Genomic DNA, 16,838 nt, shown 5'->3' with positions numbered 1-16,838 from the left:
ATGGACGCCGTCGAACTCGCCCGGGCGCAATTCGCCTTCACCATCGGCTTCCACATATTGTGGCCGACGCTGACCATCGGCACCGCCTGGTTCGTCACCGTGCTGAGTTTCCTGTGGTGGCGCACCGGCAAGCCGGTCTATCGCGACCTGATGCGCTTCTGGATGCGCATCTTCGCGCTCGGCTTCGGCATGGGCGTCGTCACCGGCATCGTGCTGAGCTACGAGATCGGCACCAACTGGGCCGGCTTCTCGCGCTCCGTCGCCAATGTGCTCGGCCCGCTCTTCGCCTATGAGACGATGACCGCCTTCTTCCTGGAGGCCGGCTTCATCGGCATCATGCTGTTCGGCGAGGGCAGGGTCTCCAGGGGCGCGCACTTCTTCGCCTGCCTGATGGTCGCCATGGGCGCACTCATCTCCTCCACCTGGATCATCGCCGCCAACAGCTGGATGCAGACCCCCGCCGGCGCGGTCGCCGATGCCGACGGCATCTATCATGTGGTGAGCTGGTGGGATGTGATCTTCACCTCGTCCTTCCCCTACCGCCTCGCCCACATGGTGTGCGCCAGCTTCCTCACCTGCTCCTTCGTGATCGCCGGCGTCTCCGCCTTCCATCTCTGGCGCCGCCAGCACGTCGCGGCCTCGCGCACCGCCTTCTCCATGGCGCTGTGGCTCGCCCTCGTCCTGGCGCCGCTGCAGATCGTCATCGGCGACCTGCACGGACGCAACACCCTGGTCGAGCAGCCGACCAAGCTCGCCGCCATGGAGGGCCTGTGGGACACCACGAAGGGCCCGGCCATGACCGTCCTCGCCTGGCCGGACATGGAGGCGCAGAAGAACCTCTACGCCATCGACATTCCCCATCTCGCCAGCCTCTACCTCACCCATAGCTGGGACGGCGAGGTGCAGGGGCTCAAGGCGGTGGCGCCGCAGGACCAGCCCAACGTGCCGATCGTGTTCTTCGCCTTCCGCATCATGGCGGGCATCGGCATGGTGCTGCTGGCCACCGCCATCACCGGCTTCATCCTGCGGCTGCGTGGCCGGCTCTACGAGGCGCGCTGGTTCCAGCTTGTCGCCATGGCGGCGACGCCGCTCGGCTTCCTCGCCGTGCTCGCCGGCTGGACCGTGACCGAGGCCGGGCGCCAGCCCTGGATCATCTATGGCGCGCTGCGCACCGCCGACGCCGTGGCGCCGGTCGCGGCCGGCGCGGTGACGACCAGCCTGCTCATCTTCTTCGCCGTCTACAACGTGCTGCTGGCCAGCTTCTTCTGGTTCGCCGCCCGCGTCGCGCTCAAGGGGCCGGCCGATACCGCGCCGCCCACCCGCGAGCATCCCGGCCTCGACCGGATCAATGTCGACCTTTTTTCCACCCATCCCGCTCCGTCGCCCGCGCGCGGCACCGGGCAAGCGAGGGCCTGACGATGACCGCGTTCATGCAGGCGGACCACATCCCGCTCCTCTTCGCCGCCGTCGCCGTCTTCTGCGTCACGGTCTATGTGCTGGCCGACGGCCTCGATCTCGGGGTCGGCATCCTGTTCCTCGCCGCCCCGCGCGACGCCGACCGCGATCTGATGATGCAGTCGATCGAGCCGGTCTGGGATGGCAACGAGACCTGGCTGGTGATGGGCGGCACGCTGCTCTTCGCCGTCTTCCCGGCCGGCTACTACATCCTGCTGCCGGCCTTCTACCTGCCGATCATGTTCATGCTGTTCGCGCTGATCTTCCGGGGCGTCGCCTTCGGCTTCCGCGTGCAGGCGACGCGGTTCCGCCTCGTCTGGGACATCGCCTTCGCGGCCGGCTCGTTCCTGGCGACCTTCTGCCAGGGCCTCATCCTCGGCGGACTGATCGACGGCGTGCCGGTCGAGAACGGCATGTTCGCCGGCGGGCCGTTCAGCTTCCTCAGCCTGCTCGGCGTGCTGTGCGGCGTCGGCCTCGTCGGCGGCTACGCGCTGATCGGCGCCGGCTGGCTGATCTGGAAGACCGACGGCCCGACGCAGATCTTCGCCCGCGAGATCGCCCGCGCCGCGCTCATCCTCACCGCCGCCATGATGGCCCTGGTCAGCGCCTGGAGCGCCCTCAGCGTGCCGGAAGTGGCGGCCCGCTGGTTCGCCTGGCCCAATCTGCTGCTGCTCGCCCCGGTGCCGCTGGTGACGCTCGCCGTCATCGTCTCGATCGGGCGCGGCCTGTGGCAGGGCGCGGAGATCCGCACCTTCCTGCTCGCGCTGGTGCTGTTCGCGCTCGGCCTGATCGGCCTCGTGGTCAGCCTCTGGCCCTATGTCGTGCCGCGCCATGTGACCGTGTGGGACGGCGTTTCGGACCCGCAGACGCTCGCCTTCATCGGCGTCGGCGTCGCCGTGATCATCCCCATCGTGCTCGCCTATCAGGCGCACGCCTACTGGGTGTTCCGCGGCAAGACCGTCGTCCATGCCGGCGGCTATGGCGCGGCGCCCTCCGCCACGCCGCATTGAAGGCGCGGATCGGCACCGCGGTCAGCGCCGATCATACCTAGGTATGGGTCCTCCATCCCGAGGTAATGGCATCCTAAACGACTGTCTGAATTGAGTAATTCCGGGCGTCTCGTAGGTTGCTCGACAGGGGCTGGCAACAGGCTGAACGGGACTCCGTCCCGGATCGCGTGCCCGGCAGAGCAATGTGGAGCACGGCGATGAGTCTCACTCTTGCGGCGGTCAACCTTACAGCCGGCCTGCTCCTGACGGTGATCGGCGGCACGTTGATCGCCAGCCTCCCGAAACCGCATGCCTGGGCCATCGCGGCCTTCGTGCTGCTCGATGTCGGGCTGCTCGGCGGGGGACTGGTCATGCTGCCCTTCGCGCTCCAGATGGGCAGCTGAGACAGCGTCCCGCCGGCTCTGCTCCGACGGGCCCCGGTGTCCCACGCCTGACACGCATCCGTCCTACGTCTTCGCGGCGCGGAAAGAGGTTCCGCGCCGCCGAGCCGACCGACGAACTTCCACGCAAGATCTTCCCAGCATCGAACAAAGGAACCGAACCATGGGCTACGTCACTACCAAGGACGGCGTCGAGATCTTCTTCAAGGACTGGGGTCCGAAGGACGCGCAGCCGATCGTCTTCCATCATGGCTGGCCGCTGTCGTCCGACGACTGGGACGCGCAGATGCTGTACTTCCTCGGCAAGGGCTTCCGCGTCGTCGCCAGCGACCGCCGCGGCCATGGCCGCTCGGCGCAGGTGAGCGACGGCCACGACATGGATCACTACGCCGCCGACGTCTCGGCCGTGGTCGAGCATCTCGATCTCAGGAACGCCGTCCATATCGGCCACTCCACCGGCGGTGGCCAGGTCGCCCGCTATGTCGCCAAGTTCGGCCTGCCGCAGGGCCGCGTCGCCAAGGCCGTGCTGGTCGCCGCCGTGCCGCCGATCATGCTGAAGACCGCGGCCTATCCCGGCGGCCTGCCGATCGAGGTGTTCGACGGCTTCCGTTCGGCGCTCGCCGCCAACCGCGCCCAGTTCTTCCTCGATGTCGCCGCCGGCCCGTTCTACGGCTTCAACCGCGACGGCGCCAAGGTCTCGCAGGGCGTGATCGACAATTGGTGGCGCCAGGGCATGATCGGCAGCGCCAAGGCGCATTACGAGGGCATCAAGGCGTTCTCCGAGACCGACCAGACCGAGGACCTCAAGGCGATGACCGTCCCGACCCTGGTGCTGCAGGGCGATGACGACCAGATCGTCCCCTACAAGAACGCCGCCGAACTCCAGGCAAAGCTGCTGCCGGACGCCACGCTGAAGGTCTATCCCGGCTTCCCGCACGGCATGCTGACCACCCATGCCGACGTCATCAACCCGGACATTCTCGCCTTCATCAAGGGCTGAGCCGTAGCGTCCCGGCCGTCCCGCCCCGCGGGGCGGCCGCCTCGCCTTCACTCGCAAGCGCTCTAATCATCGGCCTGTCGGGACGCCGCGGGCGGGTCGCCCAGCCCTTTCAGCGCCTCGACCGCCGCGCGGATGCCGCGCGAGAGCCGCTTGTCGCGGCGGATCACCACCGCCAGCCGGCGCGCCAGGCCCGGCGCCAGCGGGCGCACCGTCAGGCCGCAGGCCGCCGAGCGGTCGGGCACCGCCATGCCCGGCAGCACCGAGCAGCCGAGCCCCGCCCCCACCATCGCCTTGATCGCCTCGATGCTGCCCAGCGACATCGCCGGGCGCACCGCCACGCCGCTGCGCGCGAACCAGCGGTCGACGATCCGGCGCGTGTTGCCGCCCGGCTCGTAGAGCAGCAGCGGCAGCGCGCCGAGCCGCGCCGCCGTCACCCGCGGCGGCAGCTTCGCGCCGGGCGGGGCGATGGCGACGAAGGCGTCGTCCAGCACCGGGACGATCTCCAGAGCGCGCCCCGTCACCGGCAGCGTCACCAGCCCGATATCGAGGAGGTTCGCCTCGATCGCCCGGACCACGTCGGCCGTGTTGCCGGTGGTGACGGTGATCTCGATGCCAGGATGGCTGCGGCGCAGGCGCCCGAGCACCGGCGGCAGCAGGAAGATGCAGGCGGTGGCGCCGGTGCCGAGCCGCACCCGCCCGGCCGAGCCGGTGGCGTGATGGGCGACCGCGTCGACCGCCGCCTCCACCGCCGCGCCGATCGCCTGCGCATGGGCGAGCAGCTCGGCGCCGGCCGCGGTCGGGCGCGCCTTGCGCCCCACCCGCTCGATGAGCCCGGCGCCGAGCCGGCGCTCGAGCTGGCGGATCTGCAGGCTTACCGCCGGCTGGCTGAGGCCCAGCCGCTCCGCCGCCGCCGAGAAGCTGCCCAGCTCGATCACCGCGACGAAGGTGTCGAGCTGGTCGAGATTGAGATTCTTCATGCAAAGAAAATCTCATACTTTGTATAATTCTCCCAAGCTTCTCTTATGCGAGCGGAAGCCCCATGCTGGTCGATATCGGGCAGCGCGCACCGTCAGGGACGCCGCGCCGGCCGGTCATTCGCCGGCAAATAATATGTGAGGACATCGTGCATCCCCCTGCCTCGCCGCCGCCCGAGGGCGGCCTTCTCGTCCGCGACGCCGTCGACGCCGACATGGCGGCGATCCAGTCGATCTATGCCCGCCACGTCCTCACCGGGCTCGCCAGCTTCGAGGAGGTGCCGCCGGCGACCGGGGAACTGATGGCGCGCCGCGCCGTCGTTCTCGACCTCGGCCTGCCCTATCTCGTCGCCGAGCGCGCGGGCCGGGTCGTCGGCTACAGCTACGCCTCGACCTACCGCCCGCGCCCGGCCTACCGCTTCACGGTGGAGGATTCGGTCTATGTCGCCGAAGGCTGCGGCGGCCGGGGCGTCGGCACCGCGCTGCTCGGCGCGCTCATCGCCCGCTGCGAGCAGGGGCCGTGGCGGCAGATGCTGGCGGTCATCGGCGACAGCGGCAATGCGGGGTCGATCGCGCTCCACCGCCGCCTGGGCTTCGCCCCGGCCGGCAGCCTCCGCGCGGTCGGCTTCAAGTTCGGCCGCTGGGTGGATTCGGTGCTGATGCAGCGCCCGCTCGGCCCTGGCGACACGACCCTGCCGGAGGCGTCGGCGCCGGACGGCGCCCGGTGATCCCCGCCCGCGCCGTCCTGTGCCTGGCGCTTTCGCAGCTCGTCGCCTGGGGGATCAGCTACTACCTGATCGGCGTGTTCGCCGATCTCATCGCCGCCGATCTCGGCTGGGGGCGCGGCACCGTCTATGGCGGCTTCGCGGTGGCGCTGGTGGTGATGGGCCTGACCTCGCCGCTGATTGGCCGGCTGATCGACCGCCATGGCGGTCGCCCCGTCATGGTCGCCGGCGCGCTGGTCACGGCGGCGGGCTGCGTCGCGCTGGCGTCCAGCACCAGCCTCCCGGCCTATTACGCCGCCTGGGTCGTCCTCGGCCTCGCCATGCGGCTCACGCTCTACGACGCCGCCTTCGCCACGCTCGCCCGCATCGCCGGCCCGCAGGCGCGGCGGCCGATGTCGCAGATCACCCTGCTGGGCGGCCTCGCCTCCACCGTCTTCTGGCCGGTGGGGCATCTGCTGGCCGAGCATGTCGGCTGGCGCGGCGCCGTGCTCGCCTATGCCGGCTTCGCCCTGCTCACCGTTCCGCTGTATCTCGCGCTGCCGCGCGCGGCGATGACGGTTGCTGTCGATGCGAGCGCCCCCGCCCCGCCCCGGCCGTTGGCGCGCAGCGCCGGCGACGTCGCCCGGCTCGGCGGGCTCTATGCGCTGGGCACCGGCGTCACCAATTTCCTCAATGCCGGCATGTCGGCGCATATGATCGGGCTGCTGGCCGGGCTCGGCGTCGCCGCCGCGGCGGCGGTGTGGATCGCCACGCTGCGCGGCGTCGGCCAGTCGCTCGCCCGGCTTGCCGAGGTCGCCTCGGGCGGGCGCCTCGATCCGCTGGCGCTCAACGTCCTCGCCGCGCTGCTGCTGCCGCTCGCCTTCGCCGCCGGCCTGTTCTCGGGCAGCTCGACGCTGGCCGCCGGCGCCTTCGCCTTCCTCTATGGCGCCGGCAACGGGCTTCTCACCATCACGCGCGGCACGCTGCCGCTGGTGCTGTTCGATCCCCGCTCCTATGGCACGGTGGTCGGCCGGCTGGTGGCGCCGAGCTTCATGCTCTCGGCCGCCGCGCCGGTGGCCTATGCGCTGGTCGGCGAGCATGTCGGGCCGGCGGCATCGCTCGTCCTCTCGCTCGTGCTGTCGGCGGTGACGCTCGCCGCCGCCGTGCTGCTGCTCGTGCTCGGCCGAAGGCGGCGCTGAGCCTTCTCGCGCCGCCCGCCCTCGCACGCCCCGCCTTCGCGGAAATTCAGCCCATGGCCGGCACCGGCGTGCCGGAAAGCTCGGCCTCCTCGGCCTCCAGCGCCGCGCGCTGGCGCCGCGCCGCCGCCGCGTCCGCCCGGCGCTTGTAGATCTCGAAGGCGATGGCGCCGATCACCGTCGCCGCCACGATCACCACCGCCAGCGCCGAGATGGCGGGGGTCGAGCCCTGCCGCACGCGGCCCGCCAGCACGGTGGTCAGCGTCTTGTCGGAAAGGATGGCGAAGGTGGTGGTGTTGTAGTTCTCGAAGGAGGACAGGAAGGCCAGCACCGCCGCCGAGGCCAGCGCCGGCTTGAGGAACGGCAGAAGGACATGCCGGAACACCTGGGGGTAGCTGGCGCCGAGGTCGAGCGCCGCCTCCTCCTGCGAGCGGTCGAAGCGCTGCAGCCGGGCCAGAATGATCAGCATGCAATAGGCCGAGATGAAGCTCGCCTGCCCGAGCACGGTCAGCACCACGCCGTCATAGAGGAAGCGCGTGCCGGTCTGCCCGGTGAACTGGCGCCAGAACACCACGGTGGAGATGCCGATGATGATGCCCGGGGTGAGCACCGGCGAGACCACCACGAGATAATAGAGCGAGCGCACCCGAGGCTGGATCTGCGTCATGATGATGGCGCCCGCCAACCCGATCGGTACCGAGATCGCCACCACCAGAATGCCGATCCACACGCTCATCTGCAGGCCGGTCATCATGTCCCGGTCGGCGAACAGCGCCGCGAACCAGTCGAGGGTGAAGCCCTCGAACGGCCAGACCTGCGGGTATTGCGGGGTGTTGAAGGCGGAAATGCCCATCACCGCCAGCGGGCCCAGCAGGTACATGAAGAACATCACCGCATAGAGCGCGAACATCACGCGCTGGAACGCGCCGGGCTTCATCGCGTGATCTCCGTCATCGCGTAATTTCCATCATCTCGTGATTTCTCCGAGGCTGAGCCGGAACGCCTTCAGCACCACCAGCACGAAGATGATGCAGCTGATCAGCAGGATGAAGGCGTAGGCCGCGCCCTGCGGCCAGTTGAAGGCCTGGTAGAAGCGGTCATAGACGATGGGCGTGAACCACAGCGTGCGCGGCCCGCCCAGCACCAGCGGCGCCGCCAGCGCGCCGGCGGTGAGCATGAACACCAGCGTGCAGCCCGAGGCGATGCCCGGCTTGGCGTGCGGCAGCACGATGAAGGCGTGGATGTGCCACCACGGCGCGCCGAGGTCGCGCGCCGCCTCGACCTGGTTCTTGTCGAGGCTCTCGATGGCGTTGTAGAGCGGGAAGATCATCATCAGCAGGTAGGCGTAGGAGAGCCCCATATAGAGGCCGACATCGGCGCCGAGGAAGTCGATCGGCTCGGAGGTGAGCCCGATCCCCATCAGCGCCTGGTTGATGATGCCGCCCGAGGACAGCAGCACCCGGAAGGCGAAGGCGCGCAGGATCTCGTTGACCCAGTAGGGCAGGATGAGCAGGAGCAGCAGCACCCGCAGCCGCGCCGCCGTCGCCGACTGCGCCATGTGGAAGGCCAGCGGGTAGCAGATGGCGAAGTTGAGCACGGTGATGACGATGCTCACCCCGATGGTGAGGAAGAAGGCCTTGATGTGCAGCCAGTTCCATTCCTCGGTCGAGGTGGTGGAGCCGAACAGGAAGTAGCGGTAGTTCTCCAGCGTATAGAGGTCCTTGGGCCCGCCCATCTGCGAGGGCGGCAGCTTCGGGCGGAACGACATGTCCACCATGGCGAGCTGCGGCAGCAGGATGATGAAGAAGGCCCAGAAGCCGACCGCCACGACGAGATAGAGGCCGATGGCGAGGCCGTTGCGCTGGAAGAAGCCGGGGCCCGCCGCCACGCCGGTGCGCCGCTCATAGGCGGCGAGCGCGAAGAACAGGACGACCACCGCCGCCGGCAGGCCGAAGACGAAGGCGAGGCTGCCATTCATCTCAGTGTCCTTCCAGCCGGGCCAGCAGCAGCCCGTCCTCCGGGTTGAAGCCGACGCGCAGATGTTCGCCCGGGACCGGCAGCGTGACGCCGGCGCCCACGCTCGCCGTCACCTTCTGCCCGGTCTTCGCCCGCAGCGTCACATGGGTGACGCTGCCCTCATAGGCGACGTCCAGCGTCTCGCCCTCGAAGCCGGCGGTGCCGCCATTGGCCCGGAGCTGCATCGCCTCCGGCCGCACGAACAGCAGGGCCTCCTGCCCGACCTCCAGCGCCACCGGGTTGCGCCCCGTGAGCGGGCCGAGCGGCGTGTCGAGCGTCGCCAGTCCGTCCGCGACCGCCGCCACGCGCCCGCGTATGCGGTTGTTCTCGCCGACGAAGGAGGCCACGAACGGCGTGCGCGGCTCGGCATAGACGGCGCGGCCGTCGCCGACCTGCTCGATCACCCCGGCATTCATCACGGCGATGCGGTCCGACATGGTCAGCGCCTCGCCCTGATCGTGGGTGATGTAGATGAAGGTGATGCCGACGCGCTTCTGGATGGCGCGCAGCTCGGTGCGCATGTGCTGGCGCAGCTTGAGGTCGAGCGCCGAGAGCGGCTCGTCCAGGAGCAATACGGACGGCTCCACGGCAAGGGCCCGGGCGATGGCGACGCGCTGCTTCTGGCCGCCGGAGAGTTCCGACACGCGCTTATGACCGTGCTCGGTCAGCGCCACCTGGATCAGGAGGTTCTTCACCTTCTCGTCGCGTTCGTGCCGCGGCACGCCGCGCACGCGCAGGCCGTAGCCGATATTCTCGGCCACCGTCATCATCGGGAACAGAGCGAGGTTCTGGAAGATCAGCGCGGTCGGCCGCCGGTTCGGGCCGATGCCCTTCATGTCGCGGCCGCCGATGCGCACCGTGCCGCGCGTCGGCTCGATGAAGCCGGAAATGGTGCGCAGCAGCGTGGTCTTGCCGCAGCCCGAGGGGCCGAGGAAGGAGAAGAACTCGCCCGGCTCGATGGTGAGGTTGGCCTCGCGCACCGCGACGAAGTCCCCGAAAGTGACGTTGACGCCCTCAAGCTCGACGGCTGCGGCCATGCGGTTTTCCGTTCAATCGATTGCCGTCGTCCCGGACGCCGCGCGGCGGCGCTCCGGGATCGTGCGGCTAGCTGTCACGCGATCCCGGATGCGCCGTCGGCGCGTCCGGGATGACGGGGAGAGGCGGCGCGCACGCCGCCGGCGCGCTCACGCCGCCTTGAACTTCTCGGCGTACTGGGTGCGCAGCTCGGCGTACCAGGACGGCTCCGGCGGGCGGCTCCACAGGTTGTCGAGCGCGTTGCCGGGATAGGCCTCGGCGAAGTTCTTCTTGGCGACCTCGGAGAGGAACTTGTCCGCGCCCTTCACCACCGGGTTGTAGCCCGAGCCGTTGGCGACCATGGCGGAGATTTCCGGCGTGTGCAGGAAGTTGATGAACTCGTAGAGCTGCGCGGTGTTCTTGGCCGCCTTGGTCATCGACCAGCCGTCGATCCAGGTGATGGCGCCTTCCTGCGGCGCCATGTAGGCGACCGGCTTGCCGTCCTTCTTCAGCGACAGCGCCGGGCCGTCCCAGGTCTGGCCGATGACGCAGCCATTCTCCATGAAGCCGGACTTGGTGTTGTCGGCCGAATCCCAGAACTGCTTCACCTGCGCCTTGTTGGCGATGGCGAATTCGAGGATCGGATCGTAGATCTTCTTCATCGTCGCCTCGTCCTTGAAGGCGTCGAGCATGCGGTTGGAGGGCAGCTTGCCGGTCTTGTCCCACCACAGGCCGATGCCGAGCAGCAGCGAGTGCGGGCGGCCCTGCATCTTGCCCTTGAACTCGGGCGCCCACAGCGTGCCGTAGCTCAGCGTGGGGTATTCCAGCTTGGCGAGGTCGGTGCGCCAGGCGATGGCTTCCGAGCCCCAGCAATGGGGCACATGGTAGAGCCCGCCATCCCAGGTCCACACGCTGGTGGAGCCTTCCAGCATCGCCGGCAGCACGTTGCCGAGGTTGAGCTTCGACGTGTCGTAGGGCGCCAGCACGTCCAGCTCTTTGAACTGGGGCGCGCGGTCGCGGGTCGGGGCGCACAGGTCGAAGCCCTCGCCCTCGGTGGCCTGCAGCTTGTTGATCTGCTCCTCGTTCTGCGAGAACGGGGTGGAATTGACCTTGATGCCGGTCTTCTTGGTGAATTCCGGGATCACCGGGTCGGGCAGCTCGTCGGCCCAGTTGAGGATGTTCAGCTCGCCGGAGGAGGAGAAGGCGTCGCGGACGATAAAGGGGCCGGCGGCGGCCAGGGTGCCGGCGGCAAGCGCGCTCTTCATCGCGCCCTTGAACAGCACGCGGCGCGTGAAGCTGCGGGCGGCGAGCAGCGTTTCGATCGACGAGTTCGGAGCGTCTGGCTTCTTCGTCACGGCTATCCCCTCGAGAGTGCCGCCCGGCGGTTCGGGTATCTGGGCGGTCGGACCGGACAGGAGGTGAGCACGAAGCGTGCCAGCGCCCGAAGCCGCGCGGCCGCGTTGCACGCAGCCGACGGCCCGGCTGTACCGAGGCGACGCGGCGCGGCGGCGCCCGCGCCCAGGGCCCGGCCCGCGCGGCCCCGCCCGCCGCTTATGGCGCCGTTTTCATCACCCTGCCCCGCCGCGAGGCACGCGCCTCAGGCGCGAAAGACGGCAGGGACGAAAGGCGCGGGGTTTCGTTTCGGGGGGAAGCGCAAGGAAGGCGAAGCCGGAAGGGCGGCGCGGCGCGGGCCGAGGAGAAGCCGGGGCGCGGCGAGCGGGGAACGACGTGCATGCCAGGAAAGATGGGGCGCCTGAGAAGATCAGGGGAGTCACGATGCTAGGAGGGTTCATCGAGTAGATCGTTGTCTTGACGCGTAACATCAACGCTATGCAAGATTCTTGAACCCTCAACCAACGCCTGATAAAAATGCGGCGGGGCACTGCCCCGCCGTTTTGTTCTTTAACAAGAGCAATGGGAACGATAGGGGTGCAAGCCCTATCCTCCCGAGACGGCTTCTCACCGTCACTCTCCTTTCTACTCGGCGACCATCGCCGGTTATGCCGTCACGCGGGGCCCCGGTTCATACCGGGGCCTTGTCGGCGACTCGCGCCAACCCCAGCAATATGGATTCGATTGGAGAAACCGTCAAGTCATCGAGTAATTTCCATTGCTCGTTCATTCCTCAGACTATATATTGACGGTCGAATGGGAGAGAGCCATGAACGATTCCGCCAAGCCGATTCGGAGCCCATCGTATCCGAGCATGCCCCTAAGAGAGGCCGTTGAAAGTGTTCGGAAAATTGAGGCGAAGTATCGTAATAACGCCGTTGATCGGGAGATTGCGGCGCGACTGATCGGCTACTCCTCCCTGAGCGGGCCAGCCAACAAGGCACTAGCCGCTCTGGCGTCTTACGGACTTCTCGAGCGCGCCGGAAAAGGAGAGACAAGAGTCACGTCCCGCGCACGCGCCATACTCCACGCAAACAACGATCACGAAAGGATCGAAAATCTTTTTGCAGCAGCTTCTGAGCCTGAGCTATTCAATGAACTTCGAGAGCGTTTTGCAGGACTGACCATCCCGCCCGAAGAAGGGGTGATCACCTATCTCAACCGGCAGGGCTTCAATCCGACCGCTGTTCGACCGGCTGCCAAAGCGTTCCTTGAGACTATGCGATACATCGAGGAACTTGGAGCCGCCGACAGTCCCGGATCAGCGGACGATCACGGCGCACCCTCTGAACGGCGAGACGCCGGTAACTCCATTAAGTACGGCGGAGCTAAAGTTGGCGATCTCATCCAATGGGAAAGCGGCGGAGTACTCTCCCTGGAACGGCCGACGCGCGTCCGCTGGGTATCGGATGACGCCCAGTGGGTGGCAGTTGACGGAAGCGACACGGGCATTCCAATGGACGAAGTCATCGTTGAGAGGAACACCCCTCCAACGCCGCCCCCACCACCAAAGACACTGCCGGAAGAAAGAGGTCGGCCCGCGATCGAGGGCGAGGAGTGGTTTCGGGCCAAAGTCGGCCCCGATAAGCAAGTCATCGTGCTCTATCGGGGAGAAGACGAGATCGGGCCGAAAGAAATTCAGCGCCTCATCGACATGCTCACTGCACAAAAGAAGGCTCTAGAGGATTAGCTGAAGCCCCTCACCCTCACCCTCACCCACCCCCGCCCAGCACCAGATCGTCCCGGTGCACCATGGCGGCGCGGCCCTCGAAGCCGGTGATGCCGACGATCTCGTCCGAGGAGCGGCCCTTGATGCGCGCGGCGTAGTCGTGGTCATAGGCCACCAGCCCGCGGCCGACCTCGGCGCCGTCCGGGCCGCGCAGCACCACGGCGTCGCCGCGCTGGAACTCGCCCTCGATCTGCTTCACCCCGGCCGGCAGCAGCGAGGAGCCGCGGCGCAGCGCGGCCACCGCGCCGGCATCCAGATGCAGCACGCCGCGCGGCTCCAGCGCCCCGGCGATCCACCTTTTGCGCGAGGCGACGGGGTTGGCGGGGGCGAGGAACCAGGTGCAGCGCGCGCCCGCCTCGATGGCGCGCAGCGGGTTCTTCACCTTGCCGGAGGCGATCACCATGTGGGCGCCGGCGGTGGTGGCGATCTTGCCGGCCTCGATCTTGGTCTTCATGCCGCCGCGCGACAGCTCCGAGCCGGCCGCCCCGGCCATCGCCTCGATCTCGGCGGTGATGCGCGGCACCAGCGGCAGGAACTGCGCGTCCGGGTTGTCGTTGGGCGGGGCGGTGTAGAGCCCGTCAATGTCGGACAGCAGCACCAGGAGGTCGGCGCTCGCCATGCCGGCGACGCGGGCGGCCAGCCGGTCATTGTCGCCATAGCGGATTTCCGAGGTCGCCACCGTGTCGTTCTCGTTGATCACCGGCACCACCTTCAGCTCCATCAGCTTGCCGATGGTGGAGCGGGCGTTGAGGTAGCGCCGGCGCTCCTCGGTGTCGCCCAGCGTGATGAGGATCTGCCCGGCGGTCACGCCCTCATGGGCCAGCGCCTCCGACCAGGCCCGCGCCAGCGCGATCTGGCCGACGGCGGCGGCGGCCTGGCTCTCCTCCAGCTTCAGCGGGCGCTTGGGCAGCCCCAGCACGTTGCGCCCCAGCGCGATGGCGCCCGAGGAGACCACCAGCACCTCGCGGCCCCCGCGGTGCAGATGGGCGACATCCTCCGCCAGCGCCGCCAGCCAGGCATGGCGCAGCGCGCCGCGCGCCGAATCGACCAGCAGCGCCGAGCCGACCTTCACCACGATGCGGCGGAAGGAGGCGAGCTGCGGTGCAGCCGGCGCGGGGCCGGTCGTGCAGCTTGAGGTGGCAGCAGCGTTTGCAGGCGCGTGTTTCATCTCGGCGGGCTTCGTCTGGACGGAAAGGGACGGCGCGCTTCATACGCCGATTTGCCGGCCGGCGCGCGGCATTTGTGGAGGCCGGTTCGTCATCCCGGGGGCCGAAGGCCGGTCCGGGACCGTAGGACGGATGGCGGGCGATCCCGGCTCTCTGCCTCGCCACGGCCGGGATGACCGGCCTCTCTCACCGACGCCCTGGCCTCACGGTCGCCAGGGTTCGGCGACCACCTTCTCGGTCTCCGCGACGCGGCCCTCGTCGATGATGGCGACAAGCGCCCGCAGCGCCTCGCGAACGCCCTCGCCGGAGGAGGCAGAGAGCGCCAGCGGCTTCTTCTTGGCGGCGCGCTGCAGGCGGGCGAGCTGGGTCTTCAGCGTCTCCTTGTCGAGCGAATCGATCTTGGAGAGGGCGACGATCTCCGGCTTGTCGGCAAGCTCGGGGCCATAGGCCTCCAGCTCGGCGCGCACCGTCTTGTAAGCCTTTCCGGCATGCTCGCAGGTGCCGTCGACCAGATGCAGCAGCACGCGGCAACGCTCGATATGGGCGAGGAAGCGGTCGCCCAGCCCAACGCCTTCATGCGCGCCCTCGATCAGGCCGGGAATGTCGGCCAGCACGAATTCGCGCTCGTCCACCCGCACCACGCCGAGCCCGGGATGCAGCGTGGTGAAGGGGTAGTCGGCGACCTTCGGCTTGGCCGCCGTGGTGGCGGCGAGGAAGGTCGACTTGCCGGCATTGGGCAGGCCGACAAGACCGGCATCCGCGATGAGTTTCAGCCGCAGGACGATCCACCGCTCCTCGCCCTCTTGGCCCGGATTGACGCGGCGCGGGGCCTGGTTGGTCGAGGTCTGGAAATGCGCGTTGCCGAAGCCGCCATTGCCGCCCTTGAGGAAGCGCAGCCGCTGGCCGATCTCGGTCAGATCGGCGAGCACGGTCTCGCCATCCTCCTCGAGGATTTCAGTGCCCGCCGGAACTTTCAGCACCACGTCGTCCCCCTTCGCCCCGGCGCGGTTCTTGCCCATGCCGTAGCCGCCCTTCTTGGCCTTGAAGTGCTGCTGGAAACGGTAGTCGATGAGCGTGTTGAGCCCGTCGACGCACTCGATCCACACGTCGCCGCCGCGCCCGCCGTCGCCGCCATCCGGACCGCCGAACTCGATGAATTTCTCGCGCCGGAACGAGAGACAGCCCGCCCCGCCGTCGCCGGCACGGACATAGATCTTGGCCTGGTCGAGAAATTTCATCGGAAGGGCTCAGCGTTGCAGGGGCCCCGCCACTGCGGGGACCCGGTCAGGTATAGCAAAAAGGCCGGCTCAGTGCCGGGTGGTGTCGATATCGTGCAGACGCGGCGGCTTGGTGGCGCCCCAGGCCCGCAGCGAGGTCCACAGCCGCCGCTCCAGCCGGAAGCGGTCGACCGGCACCGAGGCCCCGATGGCCCGGACCCGGGCGAGCCCGACGCCGGTCCACTGGAAGCCGCACTTCTCCAGCACCCGGCGCGAGGCCGGATTGACGACGCGAGCCGAGGCGATGAGCGCCTCGAGCTTGCGGTCGCCGAAAGCGTGGTCGATCAGCGCGCGCACCGCCTCGGTGGCGATGCCATGGTCCCAATAGGGCTCGCCGAGCCAGTAGCCGATCTCCGGCGCGTCCTCGTCGCGGCGGACGAAGCCGCACATGCCGACCGGAATGGCCGGGCCGAAGCCCGCCTGCCCCGGAACGCGCAGCGCCGCCTCGTTCTTAAGGAAGATGGCGAAGGTCGCCGCCTGCGCGCCGCCGGGCATGTTGGCGATGAAGGCCGCCGCATCCGCCATGCCGTAGGGATGGGGGATGTTGGCCGTCATCTCCGCGATCTTGCGGTTGTCGGCGAGCTCGGCGATCCACGTCATGTCCTCGATCCGCGGCACGCGCAGGAGGAGGCGGCCAGTTTCGAGGACGGCGGTACTGCTCTCGGCGAGGGGAGACCCGAGGGTCGCTTCGACAATGGTCATCTGAGGGCTCCTGGGACCAGAACGACGAAGGGGAGGCGGTTTCCTCGCCTCCCCTGTCGGGTACCCCGGGTGTCCATCAGGGACGTTCGGGAAATCCTACCGGTCGGGCGAGACCGGCGGGATTTCCAAGAACCCTCACCGGCTTTATTCGGCGGCCTCGGCGGCCGGAATGACGGATACGTACGTGCGGGAATTGGCTTTAGCTCGGAACTCGACTCGGCCGTCGGTGAGTGCAAAGAGGGTATGGTCTTTGCCCATGCCGACATTGGTGCCGGGATGCCAGGTCGTGCCGCGCTGACGCACGATGATGTTGCCGGCCACGACCTTCTCGCTGCCGAACTTCTTCACGCCGAGACGACGACCAGCCGAGTCGCGACCGTTGCGGGAGGAACCGCCTGCCTTCTTATGAGCCATGTTGCTCTCCTAATTTCCTAGCTGGCGGTCTCAGGCGCCGACGATCGAGGTCACACGGACGACGGTGAAGTCCTGCCGGTGGCCGATCTTGCGACGCGAATTCTGACGGCGACGCTTCTTGAACGCAATGACCTTGTCGCCACGGGTGTGCTTGACCACTTCAAGCGTGACGGAAGCGCCGTCGACCAGCGGAGCGCCGATCTTCGGGCTCTCGCCACCGAGCATGAGCACCGGCAGGGTCACGGAAGAACCCGCCTCAGCTTCGATCTTGCCGACGGTAACGAGCGCATCGGGGGCAACGCGGTACTGCTTGCCACCCGTCTTGATGACCGCGAACATGTTCTGTCCTTTCGTTCGAGCCCGGTCTCCCGCCTTGCGGCGTGGACCGGCTTCTTTCGGTCGATGGGTT

At 68.3% G+C, this 16,838-nt stretch carries 17 protein-coding genes; 7 read left to right on the top strand and 10 right to left on the bottom strand.

All coding sequences use genetic code 11. From position 1 onward, the window contains the following. From AC1PZ7_RS04410 to AC1PZ7_RS04395, 4 genes are all read left to right on the top strand, one after another. Positions 1 to 1,416, top strand: a complete 1,416-nt coding sequence (locus AC1PZ7_RS04410; RefSeq protein ID WP_482358298.1) for a cytochrome ubiquinol oxidase subunit I — start codon at positions 1 to 3, stop codon at positions 1,414 to 1,416. A gap of 2 nt (positions 1,417 to 1,418) precedes the next feature. Beyond that, a complete protein-coding gene (gene cydB / locus AC1PZ7_RS04405) occupies positions 1,419 to 2,465 on the top strand; it encodes a cytochrome d ubiquinol oxidase subunit II (protein WP_482358297.1) in 1,047 nt (348 codons plus the stop codon). A gap of 197 nt (positions 2,466 to 2,662) precedes the next feature. Beyond that, positions 2,663 to 2,848 (top strand): hypothetical protein, encoded by a 186-nt coding sequence (locus tag AC1PZ7_RS04400; RefSeq protein WP_482358296.1) that lies wholly within the window; start codon positions 2,663 to 2,665, stop codon positions 2,846 to 2,848. 160 nt (positions 2,849 to 3,008) lie between these two features. Next, the gene (locus AC1PZ7_RS04395) at positions 3,009 to 3,845 is read left to right on the top strand and encodes an alpha/beta fold hydrolase (RefSeq protein WP_482358295.1); all 837 of its coding nucleotides are present in this window, start codon (positions 3,009 to 3,011) and stop codon (positions 3,843 to 3,845) included. Between the two features lie 62 nt (positions 3,846 to 3,907). Here AC1PZ7_RS04395 and AC1PZ7_RS04390 read toward each other — a convergent pair whose 3' ends face one another. Beyond that, positions 3,908 to 4,822: a LysR family transcriptional regulator gene (locus tag AC1PZ7_RS04390; protein WP_482358294.1), complete on the bottom strand. Its 915-nt coding sequence runs from the start codon at positions 4,820 to 4,822 to the stop codon at positions 3,908 to 3,910. A 212-nt stretch (positions 4,823 to 5,034) separates the two neighbouring features. Between AC1PZ7_RS04390 and AC1PZ7_RS04385 the strand changes: the two genes are divergently transcribed. Both AC1PZ7_RS04385 and AC1PZ7_RS04380 read left to right on the top strand, forming a co-directional pair. Beyond that, a complete protein-coding gene (locus AC1PZ7_RS04385) occupies positions 5,035 to 5,547 on the top strand; it encodes a GNAT family N-acetyltransferase (protein ID WP_482359564.1) in 513 nt (170 codons plus the stop codon). After that, positions 5,544 to 6,722 (top strand): MFS transporter, encoded by a 1,179-nt coding sequence (locus tag AC1PZ7_RS04380; protein WP_482358293.1) that lies wholly within the window; start codon positions 5,544 to 5,546, stop codon positions 6,720 to 6,722. Before AC1PZ7_RS04385 ends, AC1PZ7_RS04380 begins: the two co-directional genes overlap by 4 nt. A 46-nt stretch (positions 6,723 to 6,768) precedes the next feature. On the opposite strand, the gene AC1PZ7_RS04375 is transcribed toward AC1PZ7_RS04380, so the two are convergent. The 4 genes from AC1PZ7_RS04375 to AC1PZ7_RS04360 all read right to left on the bottom strand — a co-directional run bounded on the left by AC1PZ7_RS04375 (position 6,769) and on the right by AC1PZ7_RS04360 (position 11,104). Further along, complete coding sequence (locus tag AC1PZ7_RS04375) at positions 6,769 to 7,656, bottom strand: ABC transporter permease (RefSeq protein ID WP_482358292.1); 888 nt, start codon at positions 7,654 to 7,656, stop codon at positions 6,769 to 6,771. A 30-nt stretch (positions 7,657 to 7,686) separates the two neighbouring features. Beyond that, positions 7,687 to 8,697, bottom strand: coding sequence for an ABC transporter permease (locus AC1PZ7_RS04370; protein ID WP_482358291.1), 1,011 nt, complete (start codon positions 8,695 to 8,697; stop codon positions 7,687 to 7,689). 1 nt (position 8,698) lies between these two features. Next, a complete protein-coding gene (locus AC1PZ7_RS04365; RefSeq protein WP_482358290.1) occupies positions 8,699 to 9,772 on the bottom strand; it encodes an ABC transporter ATP-binding protein in 1,074 nt (357 codons plus the stop codon). 147 nt (positions 9,773 to 9,919) lie between these two features. Further along, positions 9,920 to 11,104: an extracellular solute-binding protein gene (locus tag AC1PZ7_RS04360; RefSeq protein WP_482358289.1), complete on the bottom strand. Its 1,185-nt coding sequence runs from the start codon at positions 11,102 to 11,104 to the stop codon at positions 9,920 to 9,922. An 806-nt stretch (positions 11,105 to 11,910) separates the two neighbouring features. Between AC1PZ7_RS04360 and AC1PZ7_RS04355 the strand changes: the two genes are divergently transcribed. After that, positions 11,911 to 12,831, top strand: a complete 921-nt coding sequence (locus AC1PZ7_RS04355; protein WP_482358288.1) for a hypothetical protein — start codon at positions 11,911 to 11,913, stop codon at positions 12,829 to 12,831. Positions 12,832 to 12,853: 22 nt separating this feature from the next. On the opposite strand, the gene proB is transcribed toward AC1PZ7_RS04355, so the two are convergent. The 5 genes from proB to rplU all read right to left on the bottom strand — a co-directional run bounded on the left by proB (position 12,854) and on the right by rplU (position 16,768). Next, a complete protein-coding gene (gene proB, locus AC1PZ7_RS04350; RefSeq protein WP_482358287.1) occupies positions 12,854 to 14,038 on the bottom strand; it encodes a glutamate 5-kinase in 1,185 nt (394 codons plus the stop codon). 201 nt (positions 14,039 to 14,239) lie between these two features. Next, a complete protein-coding gene (gene obgE, locus AC1PZ7_RS04345) occupies positions 14,240 to 15,274 on the bottom strand; it encodes a GTPase ObgE (protein WP_482358286.1) in 1,035 nt (344 codons plus the stop codon). 69 nt (positions 15,275 to 15,343) lie between these two features. Next, on the bottom strand, positions 15,344 to 16,015 hold the full coding sequence (locus tag AC1PZ7_RS04340; protein ID WP_482358285.1) for a GNAT family N-acetyltransferase: 672 nt from the start codon (positions 16,013 to 16,015) through the stop codon (positions 15,344 to 15,346). 144 nt (positions 16,016 to 16,159) lie between these two features. Next, positions 16,160 to 16,429 carry a 50S ribosomal protein L27 gene (gene rpmA, locus AC1PZ7_RS04335; protein ID WP_482358284.1) on the bottom strand — a complete coding sequence of 90 codons (270 nt, stop codon included), beginning with the start codon at positions 16,427 to 16,429 and terminating at the stop codon, positions 16,160 to 16,162. 30 nt (positions 16,430 to 16,459) lie between these two features. Continuing rightward, positions 16,460 to 16,768 carry a 50S ribosomal protein L21 gene (rplU, locus tag AC1PZ7_RS04330; RefSeq protein ID WP_482358283.1) on the bottom strand — a complete coding sequence of 103 codons (309 nt, stop codon included), beginning with the start codon at positions 16,766 to 16,768 and terminating at the stop codon, positions 16,460 to 16,462. Between the last annotated feature and the right edge of the window lie 70 nt (positions 16,769 to 16,838).

The organism is Ancylobacter sp. TW_SC_1 (genome assembly GCF_056836805.1).
The sequence above is the reverse complement of the archived record's forward strand: the minus strand, read 5'-3'. Positions and strand labels throughout refer to the sequence as shown.

Bases quoted from the DNA above. Each gene is read 5' to 3' on its own strand.
- AC1PZ7_RS04365 (WP_482358290.1), bottom strand. From the start codon at position 9,772: ATGGCCGCAGCCGTCGAGCTTGAGGGCGTCAACGTCACTTTCGGGGAC.
- AC1PZ7_RS04370 (WP_482358291.1), bottom strand. From the start codon at position 8,697: ATGAATGGCAGCCTCGCCTTCGTCTTCGGCCTGCCGGCGGCGGTGGTC.
- AC1PZ7_RS04340 (WP_482358285.1), bottom strand. From the start codon at position 16,015: ATGACCATTGTCGAAGCGACCCTCGGGTCTCCCCTCGCCGAGAGCAGT.
- AC1PZ7_RS04385 (WP_482359564.1), top strand. From the start codon at position 5,035: ATGGCGGCGATCCAGTCGATCTATGCCCGCCACGTCCTCACCGGGCTC.
- AC1PZ7_RS04395 (WP_482358295.1), top strand. From the start codon at position 3,009: ATGGGCTACGTCACTACCAAGGACGGCGTCGAGATCTTCTTCAAGGAC.
- AC1PZ7_RS04355 (WP_482358288.1), top strand. From the start codon at position 11,911: ATGAACGATTCCGCCAAGCCGATTCGGAGCCCATCGTATCCGAGCATG.
- obgE (WP_482358286.1), bottom strand. From the start codon at position 15,274: ATGAAATTTCTCGACCAGGCCAAGATCTATGTCCGTGCCGGCGACGGC.
- rplU (WP_482358283.1), bottom strand. From the start codon at position 16,768: ATGTTCGCGGTCATCAAGACGGGTGGCAAGCAGTACCGCGTTGCCCCC.
- rpmA (WP_482358284.1), bottom strand. From the start codon at position 16,429: ATGGCTCATAAGAAGGCAGGCGGTTCCTCCCGCAACGGTCGCGACTCG.
- proB (WP_482358287.1), bottom strand. From the start codon at position 14,038: ATGAAACACGCGCCTGCAAACGCTGCTGCCACCTCAAGCTGCACGACC.
- AC1PZ7_RS04400 (WP_482358296.1), top strand. From the start codon at position 2,663: ATGAGTCTCACTCTTGCGGCGGTCAACCTTACAGCCGGCCTGCTCCTG.
- AC1PZ7_RS04390 (WP_482358294.1), bottom strand. From the start codon at position 4,822: ATGAAGAATCTCAATCTCGACCAGCTCGACACCTTCGTCGCGGTGATC.
- cydB (WP_482358297.1), top strand. From the start codon at position 1,419: ATGACCGCGTTCATGCAGGCGGACCACATCCCGCTCCTCTTCGCCGCC.
- AC1PZ7_RS04410 (WP_482358298.1), top strand. From the start codon at position 1: ATGGACGCCGTCGAACTCGCCCGGGCGCAATTCGCCTTCACCATCGGC.
- AC1PZ7_RS04375 (WP_482358292.1), bottom strand. From the start codon at position 7,656: ATGAAGCCCGGCGCGTTCCAGCGCGTGATGTTCGCGCTCTATGCGGTG.